This is a genomic window from Streptomyces sp. NWU339, assembly GCF_003143855.1.
Classification (GTDB): domain Bacteria; phylum Actinomycetota; class Actinomycetes; order Streptomycetales; family Streptomycetaceae; genus Streptomyces.
Genome location: NZ_QFRK01000012.1, coordinates 154782 through 176256, shown reverse-complemented (window position 1 = coordinate 176256; position 21475 = coordinate 154782). Strand labels below are relative to the sequence as shown.

Here is a 21475-nt window from a genome sequence, read left to right as displayed (position 1 = left end):
TCCCGTCCGCGCCCATCACACCGACGTGCTCCTGGTCTCCGTCAACAACCCGGGGGCTTCCTTGATGGCACGAACGGTCATCGACATCGACGACGACAAGCTGGCCGAGGCCGCCGAGATCTTCGGGACGAGCACCAAGGTCGCCACCGTGAACGCGGCTCTCGAGGACGCCATCAAACGCCGAAAGCGGATGTCGTTCCTGACCTGGCTGGCCGAGGGCGGGCTACCCGGCCTCACGGGGCCCGTGGAGGAGACAGCCGACGGCCTGGGCCGCCCCCGCAGGCACCGCCGACTGATCCCCTTGCATAGAGCGCGCTCCAAGACGTTGGCTTGGTGCTCATGGAGTACACGCAGCTCGGACGCACGGGACTCAAGGTCGGTCGGCTCGTCCTCGGGACGATGAACTTCGGTCCGCAGACCGACGAGGCCGACAGTCACGCCATCATGGACGCGGCGCTGGACGCCGGGATCAATCTCTTCGACACCGCCAACGTGTACGGCTGGGGCGAGAACAAGGGCCGTACCGAGACCATCATCGGCAACTGGTTCGCCAAGGGTGGCGAGCGGCGCGACAAGGTCGTGCTCGCCACCAAGGTGTACGGGAACATGGGAGCCGACGGCGAGGCGTGGCCCAACCACGACAAGCTCTCTGCGGTGAACATCCGCCGGGCCGTCGACGCCTCCCTCAAGCGGCTGCAGACCGACTACATCGACCTCTACCAGTTCCACCACATCGACCGGTCGACGCCGTTCGAGGAGATCTGGCAGGCGATCGACGTCCTGGTCCAGCAGGGCAAGATCCTCTACGCGGGATCGTCCAACTTCCCCGGCTACAAGATCGTCCAGGCCAACGAGATCGCCGCCCGGCGCGGGTCGTACGGCCTGGTGAGCGAGCAGTGCCTGTACAACCTCGCCGAGCGCCGTGCCGAGATGGAGGTCATCCCGGCCGCGCAGGACTACGGGCTCGGGGTCATCCCCTGGTCGCCGCTGCACGGCGGTCTGCTGGGCGGGGTCATCAAGAAGGAGGCCCAGGGCGGGCGCCGCGCGTCCGGACGGGCCGCCGAGACGCTCGCCGACCCCACCGCCCGCGCCCAGATCCAGGCGTACGAGGACCTGCTCGACAAGCACGGCGTCGAGCCCGGCGAGGCCGCGCTGGCCTGGCTGCTCACCCGGCCCGGGGTGACGGGCCCGATCGTCGGTCCGCGCACCACCGAACAGCTGGCGTCGGCGCTGCGGGCGGTCGAGCTGAAGCTGAGCGAGGAACTGCTGACCTCACTGGACGAGATCTTCCCGGGCCCGGGGCCTTCTCCGGAGGCCTTCGCCTGGTAGGACGCCGCCTTCCCGGCGGGCACGCCGGGAGCGCCGGGGGTGCCTGGCGGCGGGGCTAGTATCCGAGCGCCGCCGCCAGGGCCACCACCGCGAACATCAGTACGAGCGCACCGGCCATGATCCGGTTCCGGGTTTTCGGGTCCACGCCTTCGAGCCTAACCGGCCGCCCCGAGTGGCCGGCGCGCGACCACCTCGTAACGCGGCCGCTCGCCCGGCACCCCCGACCTCGGCAGGTTGCTGCGCACCAGCGCCAGCTCGCCCACGGTCCAGGCACGGCTCCGGAACCGCCCCAGGGCCTCCACGTACGGCCGTACGTCGGCGCCGGTCCGGCTGCGGGCCAGCGTCAGGTGGGCCTTGTAGCGGCGGTGCTCCCCCATCGCCACGCCCGCCTTGCGCCCCGCCGCCTCCGTACGGTCGGCGAGCAGGCTCAGGGTGTGCAGGTCACCGTCCGCCCCGGTCCACAGGGCCCGTCCGTGGCCGAACTGGCCACCGCCGCACAGCGCCAGCCCGAAGGGCTCGCTCCGGGACGCGGCCCGCTCCAGGCGGGCGGTCAGTTCGGGGACGAGCTCGTCGTCGACCTCACCGTAGAAGGCGAGCGTGAAGTGCCAGCCAGGCCGGCCGGTCCAGCGCAGGGCGTCCGCGCCGGGCAGCCGCCGCAGTTCCTCGACCTCGACGGCAAGCTCACGGATCACGTCCTCGGGCGGCACCACGGCGGCGAAGAGTCTCATGTCTCCAGTCTCGCCGGGGAACGCGTGTACGCCCACGCGTGTCCTGGTCACCGTGCGTATCGTTGCACTGCGCGGCTGCACCCGTCCGGGTGCGGCCGGGAGGAACACCACCGATGACCGAGCACACCGGCGGACTCACGCTCGACATGATGTTCGAGTGGCTCGAGAAGATGCCCGTCCCCGAGGGCTACAAGACCGAGATCGTCGGGGGTCACATCTTCCTGACGCCCCAGCGGGACACCCACTGGGACATCACCATCGACATCCATGAGCAACTGCGTGCCAAGTACCCGCGCAAGTGCCTGTGGTCCGACGTCCGCACGGACTACCCGGGGCGTCTCAACGGGTTCGCCTCCGACGTGGTCGCTTTCACCGGAGGCACTCACCGTGACATCGAGTTCGTCGCTGAAGTGATCTCCGAGGAGACCGCGGCCAACGACTACGGGCCGAAGAAGGACGCCTACGCCACTGCCGGTGTGCCCATGTACCTGATCATGGACCCGTACACCGGCGAGTGGCACCTGCACACCCTGCCGAAGGACGGCACGTACCGCGGGGCGGTCCGGCTCCCCTTCGGTGAGGGGGTCGACCTGACCGGGACGGTCGTCGGTCTGGTGCTCAAGACCGACGGGTTCCCCCGCGACTGACCGCGGGGGAACCCGTCGGGGCGGTGGGTCCGGCCGTCAGGCCACCGCCGTCAGCTCCCGTTGCCGTTCCCTCGGTACGAACCGCACCTGGGGGTGGCCCCCGGTCCAGCCGACCGTCAGGCGCAGGTTGCCGACGCGGGCCAGGATCAGGCCGATCACGGCGGCGGCGAGGACCGCGACGGCACCGCCCATCGCGAAGCCGAGACGGGCGCCGTAGGTGTCGGTGATCCAGCCGACGATCGGGGCGCCGACGGGCGCGCCGCCGAGGAAGACCATCATGTACAGGGCCATGACGCGGCCGCGTACGGCCGGGTCGGTGGACATCTGGATGCTGGTGTTGGTGGTGACGTTGACCGTCATGGCGAACAGGCCGATCGGGATCATGAGCAGGGCGAACAGCCACAGGGTGGGTGCCCCGGCCGCCACGATCTCCAGTCCGCCGAAGGCCAGCGCGGCCAGGATCAGCAGCCGCAGGCGGGCCGTGCCGCGCCGGGCCGCGAGCAGGGCGCCGGCCAGCGAGCCGACCGCCATCAGGGTGTTGAACAGGCTGTAGGCGCCCGCGCCCCCGTGGAAGACGTCGTCGGCGAAGGCCGAGAGGTAGACGGGGAAGTTGAAGGCGAACGTGCCGATGAAGCCGACCAGGACGATCGGCCAGACCAGATCGGGCCGGCCCGCGACATAGCGCAGCCCCTCCCGCAGCTGCCCCTTGCCGCGCGGGGACGGCGTGACGGCGTGCAGTTCGCGGGCCCGCATCATCATCAGGCCGGCCAGCGGCGCGATGAAGGACAGGCCGTTGAGGAGGAACGCCCAGCCCGTGCCGACGCCGGTGATCAGCAGGCCCGCGACGGCGGGGCCGACCAGGCGGGCGGACTGGAAGTTCGCGGAGTTCAGGCTGACCGCGTTCTGCAGCTGCCCGGGGCCGACCAGCTCGGCGACGAAGGACTGGCGGGCGGGGTTGTCGACCACCGTCGCCAGACCGGTGACGAAGGCGGCGACGTAGACGTGCCAGACCTCGACCTGTCCGGTGAGGGTGAGGGCCGCGAGCGCCAGCGAGGTGAGGGCCATCGCCGACTGGGTGACGAGCAGCGTGGGGCGCTTGCGCAGGCGGTCCACGAGGACGCCGCCGTACAGGCCGAACAGCAGCATCGGCAGGAACTGCAGGGCCGTGGTGATACCGACGGCGGCCGAGGAGGCGGTGAGGGTGAGCACCAGCCAGTCCTGGGCGATGCGCTGCATCCAGGTGCCGATGTTGGAGACGACCTGGCCGATGAAGAACAGGCGGTAGTTCCTGACCCGCAGCGAGGAGAACATCCGGGACGTGCGGATGTTCCGCCCCGGCTTTTCGGGGGCGGGCGGTGTGTCACCGCCGGTGGTGATGTCGTGGGTGTCCGGTCCGGGGGCGGAGTCTGCTCCGGGTCCCGTACTCAAGGTTCGCCTCCTAGCGACAGCTGCTGAGTTCCTAGATGTGCGCGAGCTTCTCCAGCACGGGGGCGGCGGCACGGAGTTTCGCCCATTCGTCCTCGTCGAGTTCCTCGGCGAGGGCGGCCAGGAAGACGTTCCGCCTGCGTCGGCTCTCGGCGAGCATCGCCTCGGCCTGTTCGGTCTGCGTCACGACCTTCTGCCGCCGGTCGTCGGGGTGCGGCTCCAGCCGGACCAGCCCCTTGCCCTCCAGCAGGGCCACGATGCGGGTCATCGAGGGCGGCTGGACGTGTTCCTTGCGGGCGAGCTCGCCCGGGGTGGCTTGGCCGCAGCGGGCCAGGGTGCCCAGCACCGACATCTCGGTGGGGCTGAGCGACTCGTCGACGCGCTGGTGCCTGAGTCGACGGGACAGTCGCATCACGGCGGATCGAAGGGCGTTGACGGCAGCCGCGTCGTCGCCATGGCTGAGGTCCGGCATGTTCTTTAGCATAACTCATTACTCTCGCTAAAGGACCAGTCGGGGCGCGCTCGAACTCCGCCCGTGCCCGTGAGGTCGGCCACTCGTGCCGCTGTCATGCCGCAGTCACGCCACAGAGCGGGCCATAGAGCAGGCCATAGAGCAGGCCATAGATCACTCGTACGGGTGATCTCTGCGTGAAACAGGGCGCACCGGGCCGGAGAGTGCGGCAAGGCTCATGTCCATGGGGACCGACGTACTCAGTCTGCGCATGGACCAGGAACTGCTCGAAAGACTCCGGAGCCATGCCGCCAAACGCGGAATGAGCGTCCAGGACTATGTCGTCCAGACGCTCATTCGCGATGACTTCGACCAGCGGTTCCAGACCGCCGTCGAGGAGACGGAGAAGTTCTACGGCGTCACCTGAGCCCGCACCGAGCCGGTCGGGACGGGCCGGGTCGGGTCAGGTCAGACCCAGTGCCGGCATCAGGTAGTAGAAGGCGAAGACCCCCGACACCGCGTACATCGCCACCGGGACCTCCCGGCCGCGCCCGGCCGCCAGGCGCAGCAGCACGAAGGTGATGAAGCCCATGCCGATGCCGTTGGTGATCGAGTAGGTGAAGGGCATCATCACCATGGTCACGAAGGCCGGGACGGCGATCGTGTAGTCCGCCCAGTCGATCTCCTTGATCGAGCCCGCAAGGATCAGGAAACCGACCGCGAACAGCGCCGGGGTGGCCGCCTGGGACGGCACCATCGTGGCGACGGGCGTGAGGAACAGCGCGACGGCGAACAGCGAGCCGGTGACGACGTTCGCGAAGCCGGTGCGCGCGCCCTCGCCGACGCCGGCCGTGGACTCCACGAAGGCGGTGGTGGCGGAGGCGGAGCCGACACCGCCCGCGGCGACCCCGACACCGTCGATGAACAGGACCTTGTTGATGCCGGGCATCTGGCCGTCGGCGTCGGTCAGCTTGGCCTCGTCGGAGACGCCCATGATCGTGCCCATCGCGTCGAAGAAGCACGACAGCAGCACGGTGAAGACGAACAGGACGCCGGTCAGCACGCCGACCTTGGCGAAGCCGCCGAACAGGCTGACCTCGCCGATCAGGCCGAAGTCGGGGGTGGCGACGGGGTTGCCGGGCCAGCTCGGGTTCGTCAGGCCCCAGGAGGGGATGTCGGCCACGGCGTTGATGACCACGGCGAGGACCGTCATCGCGACGATCGAGATGAGGATCGCGCCGGGCACCTTGCGCACGATCAGCGCCAGCGTGAGCAACGCGCCGAGGACGAAGACGAGGACCGGCCAGCCGGTGAGGTGACCGCCGGTGCCGAGCTGGAGCGGGACGGTGGTCTGGGCGGCGTCCGGGATCCGGGAGACGAAGCCGGAGTCGACCAGGCCGATCAGCATGATGAACAGGCCGATACCGATGGCGATGGCCTTGCGCAGGCCGTACGGGACGGCGTTCATCACGCGCTCGCGCAGACCGGTGGCGACCAGCAGCATGACGACGAAGCCGGCCAGCACCACCATGCCCATCGCGTCGGGCCACGACATGCGGGGGGCGAGCTGGAGTGCGACGACCGAGTTCACTCCGAGGCCGGCGGCCAGTGCGATCGGCACGTTGCCGATGACGCCCATGAGCAGCGTGGTGAACGCCGCCGTCAGGGCGGTCGCGGTGACCAGCTGACCGTTGTCGAGCTGGTTGCCGTACATGTCCTTCGCGCTGCCGAGGATGATCGGGTTCAGCACGATGATGTAGGCCATCGCGAAGAAGGTGGCGAATCCGCCACGGATCTCGCGGGGCAGGCTGCTGCCCCGCTCGGAGATCTTGAAGTAGCGGTCGAGTGCGCCGCGCGCGGGCGCGGGCCCAGGCTGATCGGGCAGGGGGGCCTTGCTGGGGGCCGACGTGGACATGCAGAACCTCATCACCGTCGGACTTCCATCAAAGCCCTTTGGCGTTTCCTACGAGCAGAACTGGCCAGAGACAAACAGATTCAGTATGAAGATATAACGACATCCACGCTATCTCCGCGCGTAGACCCATGCGGCCCGATGCGGCGAACCTCACCCCCGCCCGCCCTCGTAAGCTGTCCGCATGGCCGCTTTCTTCTCGGGTCTCTCTCGCTGGTTCACGGGGACCCCCAAGCACGAGGCGCCGGAGCCCCTGGAGGGCCCCGTGGTCGCCACCATCGTCGGCGGCACGATCATCTGGTTCGCCCTCTTCCTGGTGCAGCTGCCCTTCTACGGCTGGTTCGACGACCACGGCCACACCTGGTGGCTGTGGACCTGCCTGGCCGGCGGCGGGCTCGGGTTCATCGGCATCTGGTACGTCCGCCGGCGCGACGCCGCGATCAAGCGCGAGCAGGCCGCGGCGGCCGCGCGGGGCACGGAGTCGGCACAGTCGGTGGAGACAGCGGAGTCGGTGGAGACGGAACCGGCCGGCGGTCCCTCGGGCGCCTCCTCCGGCACCCCCTCCCCGTCGTCGGCCGACTGACTCTTCACCGCTCCTGTACGACCACGGAACTACGGCCGCCCCGCGACTCTCCTCCCCTGGTCGGATCTTCCTCGTATCCGGTGGGTGAAGCCGTGAAACCGCACGTACCGTCGGCTGCATGACGCCTCTCGACGCGGACCCCCGGACAGGGGCCACGCAGCCCGGCACCGTCACCTCGCCGGTGACCGGCCTGACCGCCGCGGAGGTGGCGGAGCGGGTCGCCCGCGGGCAGGTCAACGACGTGCCCGCGCGCAGCAGCCGGTCCATGATCGAGATCGTCCGCGCGAACGTCTTCACCCGGTTCAACGCGATCATCGGCGTCCTCTGGGTGATCATGCTGACCGTCGCACCCATCCAGGACAGCCTCTTCGGCTTCGTGATCCTCGCCAACACCGGGATCGGCATCGTCCAGGAGTGGCGGGCGAAGAAGACCCTGGACTCACTGGCGCTGATCGGCGAGGTGCGGCCCACGGTGCGCCGGGACGGGACGGCGACGGAGATCGGCACGTCCGAGATCGTGCTGGACGACCTGATCGAGATCGGGCCGGGCGACAAGGTCGTCGTCGACGGGGTGTGCGCCGAGGCGGACGCGCTGGAGATCGACGAGTCGCTGCTCACCGGCGAGGCCGATCCCGTGGTCAAACAGCCCGGGGACCGGCTCATGTCCGGAAGTTTCGTGGTCGCGGGCGGCGGTGCCTTCCAGGCGACCAGGGTGGGACGCGAGGCGTACGCGGCGCAGCTCGCCGAGGAGGCGTCCCGGTTCACGCTGGTCCACTCCGAGCTGCGCTCGGGCATCTCCACGATCCTCAAGTACGTGACGTGGATGATGATCCCGACCGCGGCCGGGCTGATCATCAGCCAGCTGGTCGTGAATCACAACGAGCTGAGCAACTCCATCGCCCGCACGGTCGGCGGGATCGTGCCGATGGTGCCCGAGGGGCTGGTGCTGCTCACCTCGGTGGCCTTCGCCATCGGGGTCGTCCGGCTGGGGCGCAAGCAGTGCCTGGTGCAGGAACTGCCCGCCATCGAGGGACTGGCCCGCGTCGACACGGTCTGCCTGGACAAGACCGGCACCCTCACCGAGGGCGGCATGGACGTCACCGGACTGCGGCTGCTCGACGGCAGCGACGAGACGTACGTACGGAAGGTGCTGGGGGCCCTCGGCGCGTCCGATCCGCGGCCGAACGCGTCCCTCCGGGCGATCGTCGACGCCTACCCGGACACCGGGGACTGGCGCTGCACCGACACCCTGCCGTTCTCCTCGGCCCGCAAGTACAGCGGCGCCACCTTCGACGAGGGCGCCGAGGGCGCCGGGCAACCGCCCGTCACCTGGCTGCTCGGGGCGCCCGACGTGCTGCTGGACGCCGACGACCCGGCCCTCGCCCGGACCACGCGGCTGAACGAGCAGGGGCTGCGGGTGCTGCTGCTCGCCCGCGCCGAGCGCGACGTGGACGTGGACGACCCGGACGCGGCCAAGGGGGTCCGCCCGGCCGCGCTGGTGGTGCTGGAGCAGCGGCTGCGGCCGGACGCGGCCGACACCCTGCGGTACTTCTCCGAGCAGAACGTCCGCGCCAAGGTGATCTCCGGCGACAACGCCGTGTCGGTCGGCGCGGTCGCGGCCAAGCTCGGGCTGAGCGGTACGACGGTCGACGCGCGCCGGCTGCCCGCCGAGCGGGACGAGATGGCCGAGGCGCTGGACCGGGGCACGGTGTTCGGGCGGGTCGCCCCGCAGCAGAAGCGGGACATGGTGGGCGCGCTCCAGTCTCGCGGGCACACGGTCGCCATGACCGGCGACGGGGTGAACGACGTGCTGGCGCTGAAGGACGCCGACATCGGGGTGGCGATGGGCTCCGGTTCTGAGGCCACGCGGGCGGTCGCGCAGATCGTGCTGCTCGACAACAGTTTCGCCACCCTGCCGTCGGTGGTGGCCGAGGGGCGGCGGGTGATCGGCAACATCACCCGGGTCGCGACGCTGTTCCTGGTGAAGACCGTCTACTCGGTGCTGCTGGCGGTGCTGGTGGTGTGCTGGCAGGTGGAGTACCCGTTCCTGCCGCGCCATCTGACCCTGCTGTCCACGCTCACCATCGGCGTCCCGGCGTTCTTCCTGGCCCTCGCCCCCAACAAGGAGCGGGCCCGGCCGAACTTCGTACGGCGGGTCATGCGGTACGCGGTCCCGGGCGGGGTGCTGGCCGCGCTGGCGACGTTCGCCACGTATCTGCTCGCCCGCCACCACTACAGCGGTGAGGGGGCGTTGGAGGCGGAGACGAGCGCGGCGACGCTGACGCTGTTCCTGATCTCGCTGTGGGTGCTGGCGATCATCGCCCGGCCCTACACCTGGTGGCGGATCGGGCTGGTGGCGACGATGGCCGCGGGGTTCCTGCTGGTGCTGGTCGTGCCGCGGCTGCAGGAGTTCTTCGCGCTGAGGCTGGTGGGGATGACGATGCCGTGGATCGCGGTCGGCATCGCGGTGGTGGCGGCGGCCGTCCTGGAACTCCTGTGGAGACGGGTGGACCGCGTTTCCGCTTAGCGCTCGGCCTGGCAGGGAACATCGGCCGTCGGTTTCCCTGCGGGCCGGTGGGGGCTGGTCGCGCCCGCGCGGCGGAGCCGCATGTCGACACGGCCCCGCGCCCCTTGCAGGGGCGCGGGGAACCGCGTGACCAGCCCTGGTAGGGCCTACTTCACGTCGACGAAGTCACCGGCGGCCTTGACGGCCGGGGTGGTCGTGGTGCCCTCGAAGTTGTAGCGGTAGTAGCCGTCGACGGAGGCCTTGACCGTGGTCTTCAGGTTGCCCGTCGAGTTGGTCTTGATGGTCTTGACGGTGGTGTAGGTGCTGGAGTTCTTCTTGCGGAACTGCAGCTTCACCGACTGGTTCGTGTAACCGGCGTACTTGTTGGTCTCCCAGTTGGCGCGGGTCAGCTTGCCGGTGACCGTGATGGTCTTGCCCTTCTTGACCGGCTCGGGAGAGGCGTTGACGGTCAGCTTGGAGTAGCGCTGGACCTTGATGGTGCCGAGGGCGCCCTTGTCGGCGTACTGCTCCGTCTCGTAGTTCAGGGCCAGGGCGCCGCCCTTCCAGGTACCGGCGTCGGAGTTGATCAGCTCTCCGTAGGCCGGGTAGATGTCGATCTTGCCCGTGCAGTTGGCGGTGGTCGACGAGGTCGCGGTGCAGTTCGCCGCGTAGTCGCCGAACAGGAGGTTGACCGGGGCTTCGAAAGAGCCCTTGTAGAGGTAGGGGCCGGTGTCGAAGTCCTCGGACTTGATGTCCACGTCGGCGCCGTGCGTGATCTTGTAGGTCACCGTGGTGGAGACCTTGTTCGTCGTACCGACCTTGACCGCCGTGGCGATCTTGAAGTTCGAGAAGGAGACATCGAGGTCATCGATGACGGCGGCGGTGCTGAACGTGGAGCGGGCGGACGCTCCGTGCGCGGACGCGAACGCGGAGGCGGCCTTCTCACGGAACGAGGGGCCGTCGGCCTGCGCGGCCGGGGCGGCGAGGGCGGACAGGGCCAGGGCGCCGGAGACCGCGGCGACGACGGTGGCTCGAATACGCATGCATTCCCCAGGTGGAGAAGGGGCCCCGATGGTCGTCGTTCCCAACGGCTCGTCGTCACTTCCGGGGCCCGAGTGACCTTGGAGTCTGTTGACTCAGCTGATCAGATACATGACACCGGTGAATGGTTGTACGAGCAATCGAAAACTTGTGTGCGATTCTTGAAGATCAAGGTCCCGGCCGCCGCGCGCCGCACGCAGAGCCCGAAAGGCCAGAAGTATCTGAAGAACCCGAAGGAGGGTCCCGCATGATCACACCCGTCCGCGACAACCCCTGTCAGCACCATTCCCAGGCCTTGTCCACCATGCGGACGAGTACTGTGATTCCGTGATGAGCGCGACGAAGACTCCGGACACGCAGTCCCGGGCGAAGCGCCGCTCACTGGGTGGGCAGCTCTCCACCCGCGTGCGTTCCTTCATGGAGACCGAGGCCGGCAGCGCCGGTCTGCTCCTGATAGCCGTCGCGGTGGCCCTGATCTGGGCGAACTCGCCCTGGTCGGACTCGTACACGTCGCTCTGGGCCACCGACATGTCCCTCTCCCTCGGCAAGGCCGAGCTGTCGATGGACCTGGGGCACTGGGTCAACGACGGGCTGATGGCCCTGTTCTTCTTCATCATCGGCCTGGAGGTCCGTTACGAGGTCTCCGTCGGGGAGCTGAACAGCCGCAGCCGGCTCATGATCCCGCTCCTCGCCGGGATCGGCGGCATGCTCGTGCCCGTCCTGCTGTACCTGGCGATCGCGCCCGGGGGCGAGGCCGCCACGGGCTGGGGCGTGGTCATCGGCACCGACACGGCGTTCATGCTGGGCGCGCTCGCCATCGTGGGCCCGCGGTTCGTCACGCAGCTGCGCGTCTTCCTGCTGGCCATCACCGTCATCGACGACATCGTGGCCGTCACCGTGATCGGCGTGGTCTACTCCGGCAGTATCAATGTGCCGGAGCTGATCGTCGCCCTCCTCCTGGGCGTGGTGCTGTCCGCGCTGACCCGCTTCGGCGTCTGGCAGGCGGCCCCGTACGTCCTGATCGTCCTCGTGATGTGGCTCGCCACCCTCCAGGCCGGCCTGCACGCCTCCATCGCCGGCATGCTCGGCGGCCTCCTGATCCCCGCCCGGAACCCTTCGCGCGAGGGAGTGGAGCAGGCCGCACGGCTCTTCCGCGCCTTCCGTCAGTCCCCCCTCGCGGACGTCGGCAAGACGGCACGCAGGGGGCTCCAGCAGGCCGTCTCCGTCAACGAGCGGCTCCAGACGGTGCTCCACCCCTGGTCCAGCTACGTCATCGTCCCTGTGTTCGCGCTGGCCAACGCCGGTGTCGACCTGCGCAACGGCGTCCTGACCAATGCCCTGACCTCCTTCGTCACCTGGGCGGTGGTCACGGGTCTCGTCGTCGGAAAGCTGGTCGGCATCTGGGGCGGCGCCTACCTCGGCACCCGGACCGGCCTCGGGAAGCTCCCGACCGGGGTGGGGCAGGGCCATGTCCTGGGCGGCGGCATCCTGTCCGGGATCGGCTTCACCGTGTCCCTGCTGATCGTCGGGCTCGCCTTCCACGACCCGGTGATCCGTGCCGAAGCGACCGTCGGTGTCCTGCTGGCGGCCCTGTTCTCCACCCTCGGGGGCTGGCTCGTGTTCCATCTGGCCGCGGTCCTGCGCGGGGAGACCGACGCGGACCTGCCCCGTTATCTGGACCGTCCGGTCGACCCGGAGACGGACCACATCCTCGGGCCCCCCGAAGCGCCCCTCACGCTGGTGGAGTACGGCGACTTCGAGTGCCCCTTCTGCGCCCGCGCCACCGGCGTCACCCAGGAACTGCGGCAACGTTTCGGTGACCAGTTCCGCTACGTCTTCCGGCACCTTCCCCTGCCCGACGTGCACCCGCACGCCGAGCTCGCCGCACGGGCGGCGACGGCCGCCGGTCTGCAGGGCCGCTTCTGGGAGATGCACGACCTGCTCTACAAGCACCAGGACGAGCTCGAGTACGAGGACAGCGCCGGCTACGCCGCCGACCTCGGACTCGACGTCGAGAAGTTCCTCCGCGACCTCGACGACGAGAAGACGGCCGACCGGGTACGGGCGGACGCCGCCAGCGCCGAGGCCAGCGGCGCCCGCGGGGTCCCGACGTTCTTCATCGGCAACCGCCGGCACACCGGCCCGTACGACGCGGCGACGCTCGCCCGCGAGCTCGAGGCGTACGCGCAGGAGTCCGGCGCCCAGGCGCCCACCGAGCAGAAGTAGAAGCAGAAGCGAGCGAAAGGTCCGCCCGTGAGGGGTGGGCCGGGGGCGACCCCGGCCCACCCCTCACGCGTTCAGTCGAACCAGCGGTCCCGCGCCAGTTCCTCCGTCCTGGACGGGTCCTCCAGCAGGGCCGCGACCTCGAAGCGGCGCGGCCACTCACCGGCCGCCCAGGCCAGTCCGGCGGCGACGCCCTCCAGGGTGGCGGCGTGCAGCACGCCGTCGCCGGTCAGGCGCCAGTCGATCTCCACGCCGTCCACGACGAGCTCCTCGTGCTCGACGTACGTGGCCGGGGTGCGCGACCCGAGCAGTACCCGCACGGACTCCGGCACGTCGTACTCGGTGCCCTGGGAGCCGACCTCCCCGGTGACGGACTCGCTCAGCCGCCGCACCTGGAACAGTTCGGCCAGCTCGGCCGCCCGCGAGGGGCGGACGGGCAGCAGGGCCACCCCCGCGGTGAACGGCAGCAGGTCGGGCGAGTCGACGACCACCGCGTCGGCGGCGTCCACCACCTCGACCCGGCCGTCGACCACCACGCGCAGCTCATCCGGCAGGGTCACCTGTTCCGGCTCCAGGTCGGCCAGCGCCCCGTAGAGGGCGTGCAGCTGGGCGGCGGTGACCACACGGTCGGGGTCGGCGAGGCGGTCGAGGAGTTCGGCCGCGCCGCCCGGTTCGTCGAGCAGCGCGGACACGGAGGTGCGCACGCCGAGTGCCCGCAGCACCTGTTCGTCCTCGAAGCCGGTGGCGTCGGCCTCGTCGTACAGGCCGCGCAGCAGCGGGTCGCTCCCCGCGGCGCGCAGACCGGCCGGGCGGCGGCCGCCGAGCACCGGGTGCCCGCGCAGCCACCAGGCGGTGTACGGGCGGACGACCTCGTGGGTGCCGTCGGGCAGCAGGACGCGCACCGGCTGGGTGAGCGCGTCGCGCAGCGGCGGGCGGGCGAGCAGGGCGAGGGCCCGGGGCCACTGGTCGTCGTCGACGAGGTCGAGGTCGCGCACGGCGACGATCTCGGTGGCGACCGGCGGCACCGGGCTGTCGGGGAAGCGGTCGAGGATGTCCTCGCTCCACACGTCCACGGCGTCGAGCAGGCCCGCGTCGTCGGGTTCGGTGAAGTCCCCTTCTCGCGGCTCGAGTTCGTCCGGATCGAGGACGACATCGGTGGCGCGGACGAGGGCGAAGTCGACCAGCACGCCGCAGGCGGCCAGCGGGACCTCGCCCCACTTCTGCGCCAACTCGGTTTCCACGGAGGCGAGTTCGCCTTCGCGCATGACGCGGGCGAAGGGGCCGCCGGGGAAGACCAGTTCGCAGGCCGGGGAGAGTTCGCCGTCCTCGTCGGGCAGGGCGAGGGCGCCCAGCCAGGGCTCGTCACCGGGTTCGAGACCGGCGTCGCGCACCAGGCCGAGCACGGTGTCGGCGAGTTCCTCGGCGTCGGGCGCCTCCTCCTCCCAGCCCATGGCGGTGATGCCGCCCTCGTCGTCGAGGGAGGCGGCGACGGCGGCCCGCACCTGCGGGGTGGTGAGCACCGCGCGCGGGGTGGCCGGGAGGGCGCCGAGCTTCTCCAGCAGGGGGTGCGCGGCGTCCGGATGGGCGACCTTGAGGCCGAGCCGGGCCAGCACCTCGGGGTCGATCCGGGCGGCCTCCGCGCCGGGCAGCAGCACCTGCCGGGGGCCGATGGTGGTACGCCGGTCGGCGAGCGGCACGGGCAACCCGGAGAGCCGGTCCGGGTCGACCCCGGCAAGGCTCTCGTACAGCCGCCGCCACCAGTCGGGCGCCTTCTCCAGCCCGGCGAGCCGGTCGATCGCGTCGGCCAGCGGGACCCGGGCCACACCCAGGGTGCGCAGTTCCGTCCGCCGCTCGAGCCCGGCGGGCAGCAGGGTGGGCAGCACCTCGGCGAGCACCCGCACGGTGTCGGTCCCGGCGCCCTCGACGATCTCGGCGTCCCGGGGCCGCAGGGACTCGGGCAGACCGGAGTCGTCGTCCTGCTCGCGCGGCGGGACGGCGGGGGGCAGGAAGGAGGTGCGGGGCAGCCGCCCGAGGACCGCCCGGCGCAGGGCGCCGTCCAGTTCGCCCTTGCCGAACGGGCCGGGCACGAGGTCGATGATCCCGGCGGTCACCGGATGCCACTCCGCGAGGAGACCGGCGTAGGCGTCGGCCGCGCGCTCCACCAGGAAGTCGGTGAGCGGGCCGGGGGCGGCGTGCCGGCGGGTGGAGTCCAGCGGGAAGGAGGCGATGAGCAGGGCGGGGACGCCGAGCGGCTCGTCGCTGGGGGTGGGGGCGTGCACGACGGGGCTGGTGCGGGGCCGGGCGGGACTGCCGTCGGGGTCGACGGGGACGGCCCAGGTGACCGACCAGTGGGGCCGCAGCCGCTCCTCGACGGGACGGTCGGCGAGCAGGTCCGGGGTGAGCGGCCCGTGCGCGGCGGAGGTGCGCCAGCGGGTGGTGCCGTCGCGTGAGTCCGCGACGACGGTGAAGGGGCCGTCGGTGGCGCGACGCACGGTACGGGGCTCGGCGTCGCCGATCTCCACGACGACCTCCTCCAGGCCGGGCAGGGCGAGCAGCAGGGCGTCGTCGACCGCGTGCAGCAGCCGCTCGGCCAGGTCGGCGGCGGCCGTGTCGCGCAGCGGCAGGATGACGGCGGTGTCGTACGGGTCGGGGGCGGTGCCCTCGGCGGCGAAGGGCAGGCGCAGCAGCGGCACGTGCCCGTCGCGGCGGCGGATCTCGTCACCGAGCCCGGCGCTGTGCCCCGCGCTGTCACCGGCGAGCTCCCGGGCCTCGGCCAGCGACCACCGCACCCCGCCCTGCCGGCCGACGAGGGCGGGCTCGTCGGTGACGGCGAGGACGGCGGCGAACCCGACACCGAACCGGCCCACGGCCCCGGCGGGCTCGTCCCGCTTCGCGGACGCCCGCAGGGTGGACAGTGACTCGACGCCGTCCGCGTCCAGCGGAGCACCGGTGTTGGCGGCGACGAGCACCCCGTCGCGCAGCGTGAGCCGGAGCCGCCCCGGCACCCCCGCGCGGGCGGCGGCGTCGGCGGCGTTCTGCGCCAGCTCGACGACGAGACGGTCCCGGTACCCGCCGAGGACGAGATCCTCCTCAGCGTTGGCGTCCTCACGGAACCGGGCGGGACTGGCGGCCCAGGCGTCCAGCACCCCACGCCGCAGCCGCGCCGTCCCGAACGGGTCAGTGCCCTCGACGGCGGGCCGCACGAACTTGCTCACGTTGACTCTCCTCATCGGCCCTCATCCGCCCACATCGGCGTGAGACCGAAGGTACCCCTCCGCGGCATCCCGGCGAGGAGGGCGGTCCCGGCGCAGTCCCGGCGCGGGCCGGGCACGGGACGCCGGTGCCGGTCGCGTACGGGGCGGAACGCGGCCGTTCCTCCGGCCGGGCGGCGGGCGGGTTCCGCCGTTCCGCCGTTCCGCCGTTCCGCCGTTCCGCCGTTCCGCCGAAATGATCGTGGCCGTGCCGCTGGAGTCCCTGTACGTCGCCATGCTCACCGCGCCGCGGGTCTCGCTGGAGGTCCTGGGCGGGTGAGCGCGGGCGTCCTGGAGGCCCGGGCGGACGGGAGGGCGGGGTTCCGGAGCCGGGCCCGGGGTGACCGCCTGGGCGAAGCACGCGCTCCCGGGCGAGGGGCGGCCGGAGACGCGCGTCACATGCGCGGAACGCCCGAACCAGCCTCGCCGTGACAAGCCACACAAGCCACCTGACTGGTACTAAGCGAAATAGGGGGAAAACACCGAAAACCAAAGCGGACATTTACTCCTAATACCTGACGGATCGGATTGAAATAGGGGCTTCCGCCTAGTCGGCACCCTTCGTCAAGAGACGTACGTCTCACGCCTGACCTACGGCGTTCCGTCGTAGGTCACACCTTTGCGGCTTTTGCCCGGATCGGGCTACCAAGGAATGGCCACCGCGGCACGGACCCGCTCCGCCGGTGGTTTCCCTCTGCCCCTCCCCCCATGAGGTCTTCGATGTTCCAGCGCGCCACGTCCCGTTCCTCCCGTACGTCCCTGACCCGCACCCGTGCGGCCGTGCTGACCGCCGGCCTGGGCGCCTCGGTCGTGCTGGGAGCCGGGGTCGCGGTCGCCGCCGATGCCCCGGCCGCGACCGGCGCCGCCACCGCTGTCCAGACGCAGGCCAAGGCCACGCAGACCCAGGTCGTCCAGGTCTCGGCCGCGAAGCAGGCGTCCTGGGTGGACCCGGTGAAGAACTACAAGCTCTCCGCGAGCTTCGCCCAGAGCGGCGGCATGTGGGCCTCCAAGCACAGCGGCCAGGACTACGCCGTGCCGACCGGCACCCCGGTCCACGCCACCAACAGCGGCACCGTCGTCAAGGCCGGCGGCAACGGCGCCGGTGACGGTTCCGCGTACGGCAACGCCGTCGTGATCAAGCACGGCAACGGCATGTACTCCCAGTACGCCCACCTGTCGTCGGTCAACGTCCAGGTCGGCCAGGCCGTCGAGACCGGCCAGCAGATCGCCCTGTCCGGCAACACCGGCAACTCCAGCGGTCCTCACCTGCACTTCGAGATCCGCACCACCCCGAACTACGGCTCGGCGATCGACCCGGCCCAGTTCCTGCGCGCCAACCGCTGACGCCCCCGGGCCGCCGACACCCCGCCCGGGGAGCCGCACCCGCACGCACGCCCGAGGCCCCGATGGCACCCGCCACCGGGGCCTCGGGCACGCCCCGGACCGGGCCCGGGCGGGCCGGGCGGTGCGCTCAGCCCTCGGACGCGTACGGCACGAAGCGCGCCCACGCGTCCGGGGCGAAGGCGAGGCGGGGGCCCGTGACGTCCTTGGAGTCGCGGACGTGGACGGTGCTGGGGGTGAGGGCGAGTTCGACGCAGGACTCACCATTGGTGCCGCTGCTGTAGCTGCTCTTGAACCATGTCGGTTCGGAGGCGTCCCTGGCGTTGATCTTGCGGATCATTTTTCTCCCAGAAGCTGCTCGAGGAAGGCCAGTGACTCCCGGGGGGTGAGAACCTGTGCCCGGATGGCGCTGAACTGCAGCTCGAGAATCCGGAACTGCCGGGGATCCGAGACAGGGCGTCCATTGAACGTGCCATCGCCACGCCCTACGGCTGTACCGTCTGCGAACTTCAGCAGTTCGATCCTGCCGTCCAGTCCCGGGTGGGCGTCACTCTTGGTCGGCATCACCTGAAGCGTGACGTTCCACAACCGACCTAGCTTCAACAGTCGTTCGAGCTGTCGGTTCCACACCACTGTGCCCCCGATCTCGCGCCGCAGCGGTGCCTCTTCCAGCACGAAATGGATCGCGGGTGCCGGGTCTCGCTCGAAGACGGATTGCCGCTCCATGCGAGCGGCCACCATGCGGTCCACATCATCCGGTGAGGACGAGGCCATGAAGGCCGTACATGCTTGAGCTGGGCCTGGGAGTACGTCTTCAGCGCCGAGGAAGCCGCTCGCACCGCACCGACCGCCTTCCTCGCCGAAGTGGAACGCAAGGCCGCCGAACTGGCCAGAGCAGCCGAGGCACAGTACCTGCACGGCCGCGCGCATGTCGGGAGCGACCCGAAGGGCGAAGACATCACCGTTCCCGGCGGAATGTTCAGGTACCAGGTCGTCCTACGCAGCGAGCGCGTCTACGTCGTCCAGATCACCTATCTGGGCTTCTGAATCGGGACGCACTCGAAGACATCGCGAGTCCCTTCATCGAATCCACCGCACAGGGTCTGGGCAACCGCCCGGCCAAGCACCTCTGGAGGAACCTGGTGGCCGTGGACCTCTCCTTCTACAAGTCCTACATCTCTGAAGAGATCCGCGACGAAGGCCGTGCGGAGGGGGAGGCGCGATGCGCCGCCGAGGACATCCTGCTCGTCCTCGGCGGCGCGGCCTCGACGTCTCCGACGACGTCCGCAGGCGGGTCACGGACTGCACCGACCCCGAACTCCTCCGCCACTGGCTCACCCGCGCCGTCACCGCACCGAAAGCCGAAGAGATCTTCGAGGACGAGTGACCGGGCTCCCCGGACGTCCGGCCTGCCGGAGTGGCGGCCGGACGCCCGGGAGAGGAAACCTCACCTGCCTGCGTGTTCCAGATCATGCACGAAGAGATCTCTCGTCAAGTTTTACTAGACCACCGGAGAGGTATACGTTTCCCCTCGTGGCCAGCTAGTCAAACTTGTCCAGTCGGCAGCCTCGATCCCGCCCCCTCCCGAAGGAGCCCATATGCCCTTCCTCCCCGACACCGGATACACCCCGACCCCCGAGGACCGCGCGAGTCTGGACGCCTGGTTCGCGGAGTACGACGCGGCGAGCGGTCGGCGCGACGTCGAGCGGATGGCGGACCTGGCGGTGTTCCCACTGAACCTCGTCAGCGACGACTCCGCGGGCGACGGCCGGTCGGCGCAGTGGGACCGGGAGCGGTTCGTCGCGACCATGACCCAGGTGATGGGGGACGGCAGCCAGGACATCACCTTCGAGTCCACCCGGACCCCGGTGTTCCTGTCCCCCTCGATGGCCGTGATCTTCACGGACTCGACCATGACGGCGGAAGGCCACTCCCAGCGGCTCCGGTACGCCGACGTCCTGATCAGGCGGGACGGGAGGTGGGCGTTCCAGACCATGCTCCAGAGCGGCTGGGGGGACAACCTGTAGGCCCGGCCGGCGCCGGCCGGGAACCACCCGCCGCCGTGGAGGGCGCCGTCGAGTGGCAGAGCGGGGGGACGTCATCAGCTGTCCGGGAGGTAGACCCTTACATGCGTCTGCTGCTCATCCGCCACGGCCAGACCCCCTCCAACCTCAAGCACCTCCTGGACACCGCGGAGCCGGGCCCCGGGCTGACCCCCTCGGGGGAGCAGCAGGCGGCCGCCCTGCCGGAGGCGCCGGCGGAGGAGGAGATCGACGTCCTCCACTCGTCGACGCTGGTGCGCACCCAGCTCACCGCCGCGCCACTGGCCGCCGCGAGGGGCTGGAGGTCCGGGTCCGGGACGGGATCCGGGAGGTGTCCGCCGGGGATCTGGAAATGCGCGGCAACGACGAGGCCGCCCGGACGTACCTCAGCACCGCCCTCGCCCGGTCGGCGGAGAGCACCGAGCTGCGCACGCCGGGAGGGGAGAACGGCGTGGAGGCCCTCAGGCGCTTCGACGCCGTCGTCGAGGAGGTCGCCGGGACCGGGGGCGGCGACGGTGGCGATGGTCAGCCACAGCGCCGCGATCCGCATGCGGGTGGCCGCCCGGGCGGAGAACGTCGGCGTGTCGTACGCGGCCGAGCACCAGCTGCGGAACACCGGTGTCGTCGTCCTCTCCGGCCCCCCCGACCGGGGCTGGCGGGCGCTGCACCGGGAAGGCCGCCCCCTCGGACCCGAGGCCGGTGCCCCCGAGGACGCCGGGCCCGCCGGTGAGGCGGGGTCCCGCACCGGGGGGTCTAGGAATGCCCCAGGTCCGCCGAGGACGCGTCCTCCGTCGCCGGGACCGAGCCGGAGTCCGGCGCCGGGCGCAGCGGGAACGGGTCGACACGGGTCTCGTCGATCCGGGGCGGGGCGGGCTGGGGCGGCCTGGGCATGACCGCGGCCTCCGAGTGGCCGCCGCAGCCGTAGGACAGGGAGACGACGCGGCCGTCGGCCGGGGAGAACTCGTTGGCGCACACGCCGAAGGCCTGGCCGAGCGATCCGCCGATCGGGGTGAGGAAGCCGCAGGACACACAGGACGCGGGGGCCGCCTGCGCCATCGGGGTCTTGGCGCCGAAGGCCTCCTCCCAGCGGTCGGCGGCGGTGTGCAGACCGTAGCGGGACAGGACCCGGGCGCGCCGCATGCCGAGTTCCTCGGCGACCGCCGCGATCGAACCGCGGGCCGGGGCGGTCGCCTGGTGCGCCGGGGTGCCCTCGGTGACGTCCGCGTCCTCGGCCTCCGCCAGTTCGGCGAACTCCCCGGAGACCGGCGAGTTCGGCGGTGGCGCGTCCTCACCGGAGAAGCCGGGCTCCAGCCGCAGGTCCTCGGCGTCGGTGGGCAGCAGATCGCCGGGGCCCATGTCGCCGGGACGCAGCCGCTCGCTCCACGGCACCCACTCCGGCGCGAGGATCGCGTCGGGGCCGGGCAGCAGGACCGCCTCGTCCACCGTGACGATCTTGGCGCGGGAGGCGCGGGCGACGGTGACGGCCCAGCGCCAGCCGCGGTAGCCGAGCTCACCGCACGCGAAGTAGTGGGTGACGACCCGGTCGCCCTCGGAGAGCATTCCTTCGTGTTCGCCGACGACCCCGGGCGCGGCGGCCTCCTCGGCTGCTGCGCGGGCGAGGTCGACGGCCTCGGCGCACAGCCGGTCGGGGGTGCGGCTTCGCCTTGTCGCTGCCTTCACAGGTATCGCTTCTCTCCTACGCCGTCTCACGAGTGCGCCACTCCCAGCGCGAGGGCGGACGGAGCGGACCGGAGGACCGCGTCGACGTCCACGCCTGATCGTGCTCGGGCGCGCCTCCATCCATTCTGCGGGATGGCTGAGATACGCACGCTACCTGTTCGCGTGCGCTGGGCCTACACCGACGGTTGTTCTCGAGTGTTCTCAGGTGTTCCCGGGCACCGCGCGCCGGTGCCGCGTTCCGCCGGAAGCCGCACACCGCGGGGCCGTCGAGGCGGTTGAGGCACTACGGACCGCCGTATCAGGGCACTATGAACGT

At 70.9% G+C, this 21475-nt stretch carries 18 protein-coding genes and 3 pseudogenes; 12 read left to right on the top strand and 9 right to left on the bottom strand.

The window, feature by feature from the left end; all coding sequences use genetic code 11:
* The first annotated feature begins 64 nt into the window (after window positions 1-64).
* Window positions 65-403 carry a type II toxin-antitoxin system VapB family antitoxin gene (locus DIZ27_RS48765; protein WP_109379381.1) on the top strand — a complete coding sequence of 113 codons (339 nt, stop codon included), beginning with the start codon at window positions 65-67 and terminating at the stop codon, window positions 401-403.
* On the top strand, window positions 340-1329 hold the full coding sequence (locus DIZ27_RS17485) for an aldo/keto reductase (protein WP_109379338.1): 990 nt from the start codon (window positions 340-342) through the stop codon (window positions 1327-1329). Before DIZ27_RS48765 ends, DIZ27_RS17485 begins: the two co-directional genes overlap by 64 nt.
* A gap of 155 nt (window positions 1330-1484) precedes the next feature.
* On the opposite strand, the gene thpR is transcribed toward DIZ27_RS17485, so the two are convergent.
* Complete coding sequence (gene thpR, locus DIZ27_RS17480) at window positions 1485-2057, bottom strand: RNA 2',3'-cyclic phosphodiesterase (protein WP_109379337.1); 573 nt, start codon at window positions 2055-2057, stop codon at window positions 1485-1487.
* Window positions 2058-2170: 113 nt separating this feature from the next.
* Between thpR and DIZ27_RS17475 the strand changes: the two genes are divergently transcribed.
* Window positions 2171-2704, top strand: coding sequence for a Uma2 family endonuclease (locus tag DIZ27_RS17475; RefSeq protein ID WP_109379336.1), 534 nt, complete (start codon window positions 2171-2173; stop codon window positions 2702-2704).
* 36 nt (window positions 2705-2740) lie between these two features.
* On the opposite strand, the gene DIZ27_RS17470 is transcribed toward DIZ27_RS17475, so the two are convergent.
* On the bottom strand, window positions 2741-4132 hold the full coding sequence (locus tag DIZ27_RS17470; RefSeq protein WP_109379335.1) for an MFS transporter: 1392 nt from the start codon (window positions 4130-4132) through the stop codon (window positions 2741-2743).
* Between the two features lie 31 nt (window positions 4133-4163).
* Window positions 4164-4601 (bottom strand): MarR family winged helix-turn-helix transcriptional regulator, encoded by a 438-nt coding sequence (locus DIZ27_RS17465; protein WP_109379334.1) that lies wholly within the window; start codon window positions 4599-4601, stop codon window positions 4164-4166.
* 223 nt (window positions 4602-4824) lie between these two features.
* Between DIZ27_RS17465 and DIZ27_RS17460 the strand changes: the two genes are divergently transcribed.
* The gene (locus DIZ27_RS17460; protein ID WP_109379380.1) at window positions 4825-5007 is read left to right on the top strand and encodes a ribbon-helix-helix protein, CopG family; all 183 of its coding nucleotides are present in this window, start codon (window positions 4825-4827) and stop codon (window positions 5005-5007) included.
* Between the two features lie 36 nt (window positions 5008-5043).
* Here DIZ27_RS17460 and DIZ27_RS17455 read toward each other — a convergent pair whose 3' ends face one another.
* Window positions 5044-6495 (bottom strand): NCS2 family permease, encoded by a 1452-nt coding sequence (locus DIZ27_RS17455; protein ID WP_109379379.1) that lies wholly within the window; start codon window positions 6493-6495, stop codon window positions 5044-5046.
* A gap of 181 nt (window positions 6496-6676) precedes the next feature.
* Here DIZ27_RS17455 and DIZ27_RS17450 point away from each other — a divergent pair, with 181 nt between their 5' ends.
* Both DIZ27_RS17450 and DIZ27_RS17445 read left to right on the top strand, forming a co-directional pair.
* The gene (locus tag DIZ27_RS17450; RefSeq protein ID WP_258308418.1) at window positions 6677-7075 is read left to right on the top strand and encodes a DUF2530 domain-containing protein; all 399 of its coding nucleotides are present in this window, start codon (window positions 6677-6679) and stop codon (window positions 7073-7075) included.
* A gap of 118 nt (window positions 7076-7193) precedes the next feature.
* Window positions 7194-9602: an HAD-IC family P-type ATPase gene (locus DIZ27_RS17445; RefSeq protein ID WP_109379333.1), complete on the top strand. Its 2409-nt coding sequence runs from the start codon at window positions 7194-7196 to the stop codon at window positions 9600-9602.
* Between the two features lie 146 nt (window positions 9603-9748).
* Here DIZ27_RS17445 and DIZ27_RS17440 read toward each other — a convergent pair whose 3' ends face one another.
* The gene (locus DIZ27_RS17440; protein ID WP_109379332.1) at window positions 9749-10624 is read right to left on the bottom strand and encodes a hypothetical protein; all 876 of its coding nucleotides are present in this window, start codon (window positions 10622-10624) and stop codon (window positions 9749-9751) included.
* 328 nt (window positions 10625-10952) lie between these two features.
* Between DIZ27_RS17440 and nhaA the strand changes: the two genes are divergently transcribed.
* Window positions 10953-12848, top strand: coding sequence for a Na+/H+ antiporter NhaA (gene nhaA / locus DIZ27_RS17435; protein ID WP_109379331.1), 1896 nt, complete (start codon window positions 10953-10955; stop codon window positions 12846-12848).
* 71 nt (window positions 12849-12919) lie between these two features.
* Here the strand turns inward: nhaA and DIZ27_RS17430 are convergent, their stop codons facing one another.
* Complete coding sequence (locus DIZ27_RS17430; protein ID WP_109379330.1) at window positions 12920-16060, bottom strand: sacsin N-terminal ATP-binding-like domain-containing protein; 3141 nt, start codon at window positions 16058-16060, stop codon at window positions 12920-12922.
* Between the two features lie 756 nt (window positions 16061-16816).
* Here DIZ27_RS17430 and DIZ27_RS17425 point away from each other — a divergent pair.
* Entirely contained in the window at window positions 16817-17440 is a 624-nt protein-coding gene (locus tag DIZ27_RS17425; RefSeq protein WP_109379329.1) for a M23 family metallopeptidase, read from the top strand.
* A 127-nt stretch (window positions 17441-17567) separates the two neighbouring features.
* On the opposite strand, the gene DIZ27_RS17420 is transcribed toward DIZ27_RS17425, so the two are convergent.
* Together DIZ27_RS17420 and DIZ27_RS17415 are read right to left on the bottom strand one after the other, a co-directional pair.
* Window positions 17568-17777 (bottom strand): DUF397 domain-containing protein, encoded by a 210-nt coding sequence (locus DIZ27_RS17420; RefSeq protein ID WP_109379328.1) that lies wholly within the window; start codon window positions 17775-17777, stop codon window positions 17568-17570.
* Window positions 17774-18199 (bottom strand): annotated as a pseudogene (locus DIZ27_RS17415) (DUF5753 domain-containing protein); the annotation flags it as partial. The gene DIZ27_RS17420 and the pseudogene DIZ27_RS17415, both read right to left, overlap by 4 nt.
* Before the next feature lie 27 nt (window positions 18200-18226).
* On the opposite strand from DIZ27_RS17415, the gene DIZ27_RS17410 reads away from it, so the two are divergent.
* The 4 genes and pseudogenes from DIZ27_RS17410 to DIZ27_RS17395 form a co-directional block, all read left to right on the top strand.
* Complete coding sequence (locus DIZ27_RS17410) at window positions 18227-18484, top strand: hypothetical protein (protein ID WP_109379327.1); 258 nt, start codon at window positions 18227-18229, stop codon at window positions 18482-18484.
* Window positions 18485-18486: 2 nt separating this feature from the next.
* A pseudogene (locus DIZ27_RS17405) lies at window positions 18487-18824 on the top strand (hypothetical protein); the annotation flags it as partial.
* Between the two features lie 211 nt (window positions 18825-19035).
* Complete coding sequence (locus DIZ27_RS17400; protein ID WP_109379326.1) at window positions 19036-19464, top strand: DUF4440 domain-containing protein; 429 nt, start codon at window positions 19036-19038, stop codon at window positions 19462-19464.
* 101 nt (window positions 19465-19565) lie between these two features.
* Window positions 19566-20213: pseudogene (locus tag DIZ27_RS17395) on the top strand (histidine phosphatase family protein); the annotation flags it as partial.
* A gap of 19 nt (window positions 20214-20232) precedes the next feature.
* Here DIZ27_RS17395 and DIZ27_RS17390 read toward each other — a convergent pair.
* Window positions 20233-21159, bottom strand: a complete 927-nt coding sequence (locus DIZ27_RS17390; protein WP_109379325.1) for a DUF3027 domain-containing protein — start codon at window positions 21157-21159, stop codon at window positions 20233-20235.
* Between the last annotated feature and the right edge of the window lie 316 nt (window positions 21160-21475).

Bases quoted from the DNA above. Each gene is read 5' to 3' on its own strand.
- DIZ27_RS17465 (WP_109379334.1), bottom strand. From the start codon at position 4,601: ATGCCGGACCTCAGCCATGGCGACGACGCGGCTGCCGTCAACGCCCTT.
- DIZ27_RS48765 (WP_109379381.1), top strand. From the start codon at position 65: ATGGCACGAACGGTCATCGACATCGACGACGACAAGCTGGCCGAGGCC.
- DIZ27_RS17400 (WP_109379326.1), top strand. From the start codon at position 19,036: ATGCCCTTCCTCCCCGACACCGGATACACCCCGACCCCCGAGGACCGC.
- DIZ27_RS17455 (WP_109379379.1), bottom strand. From the start codon at position 6,495: ATGTCCACGTCGGCCCCCAGCAAGGCCCCCCTGCCCGATCAGCCTGGG.
- DIZ27_RS17425 (WP_109379329.1), top strand. From the start codon at position 16,817: ATGTTCCAGCGCGCCACGTCCCGTTCCTCCCGTACGTCCCTGACCCGC.
- DIZ27_RS17450 (WP_258308418.1), top strand. From the start codon at position 6,677: ATGGCCGCTTTCTTCTCGGGTCTCTCTCGCTGGTTCACGGGGACCCCC.
- DIZ27_RS17485 (WP_109379338.1), top strand. From the start codon at position 340: ATGGAGTACACGCAGCTCGGACGCACGGGACTCAAGGTCGGTCGGCTC.
- DIZ27_RS17445 (WP_109379333.1), top strand. From the start codon at position 7,194: ATGACGCCTCTCGACGCGGACCCCCGGACAGGGGCCACGCAGCCCGGC.
- nhaA (WP_109379331.1), top strand. From the start codon at position 10,953: ATGAGCGCGACGAAGACTCCGGACACGCAGTCCCGGGCGAAGCGCCGC.
- DIZ27_RS17440 (WP_109379332.1), bottom strand. From the start codon at position 10,624: ATGCGTATTCGAGCCACCGTCGTCGCCGCGGTCTCCGGCGCCCTGGCC.
- DIZ27_RS17475 (WP_109379336.1), top strand. From the start codon at position 2,171: ATGACCGAGCACACCGGCGGACTCACGCTCGACATGATGTTCGAGTGG.
- DIZ27_RS17460 (WP_109379380.1), top strand. From the start codon at position 4,825: ATGGGGACCGACGTACTCAGTCTGCGCATGGACCAGGAACTGCTCGAA.
- DIZ27_RS17420 (WP_109379328.1), bottom strand. From the start codon at position 17,777: ATGATCCGCAAGATCAACGCCAGGGACGCCTCCGAACCGACATGGTTC.
- thpR (WP_109379337.1), bottom strand. From the start codon at position 2,057: ATGAGACTCTTCGCCGCCGTGGTGCCGCCCGAGGACGTGATCCGTGAG.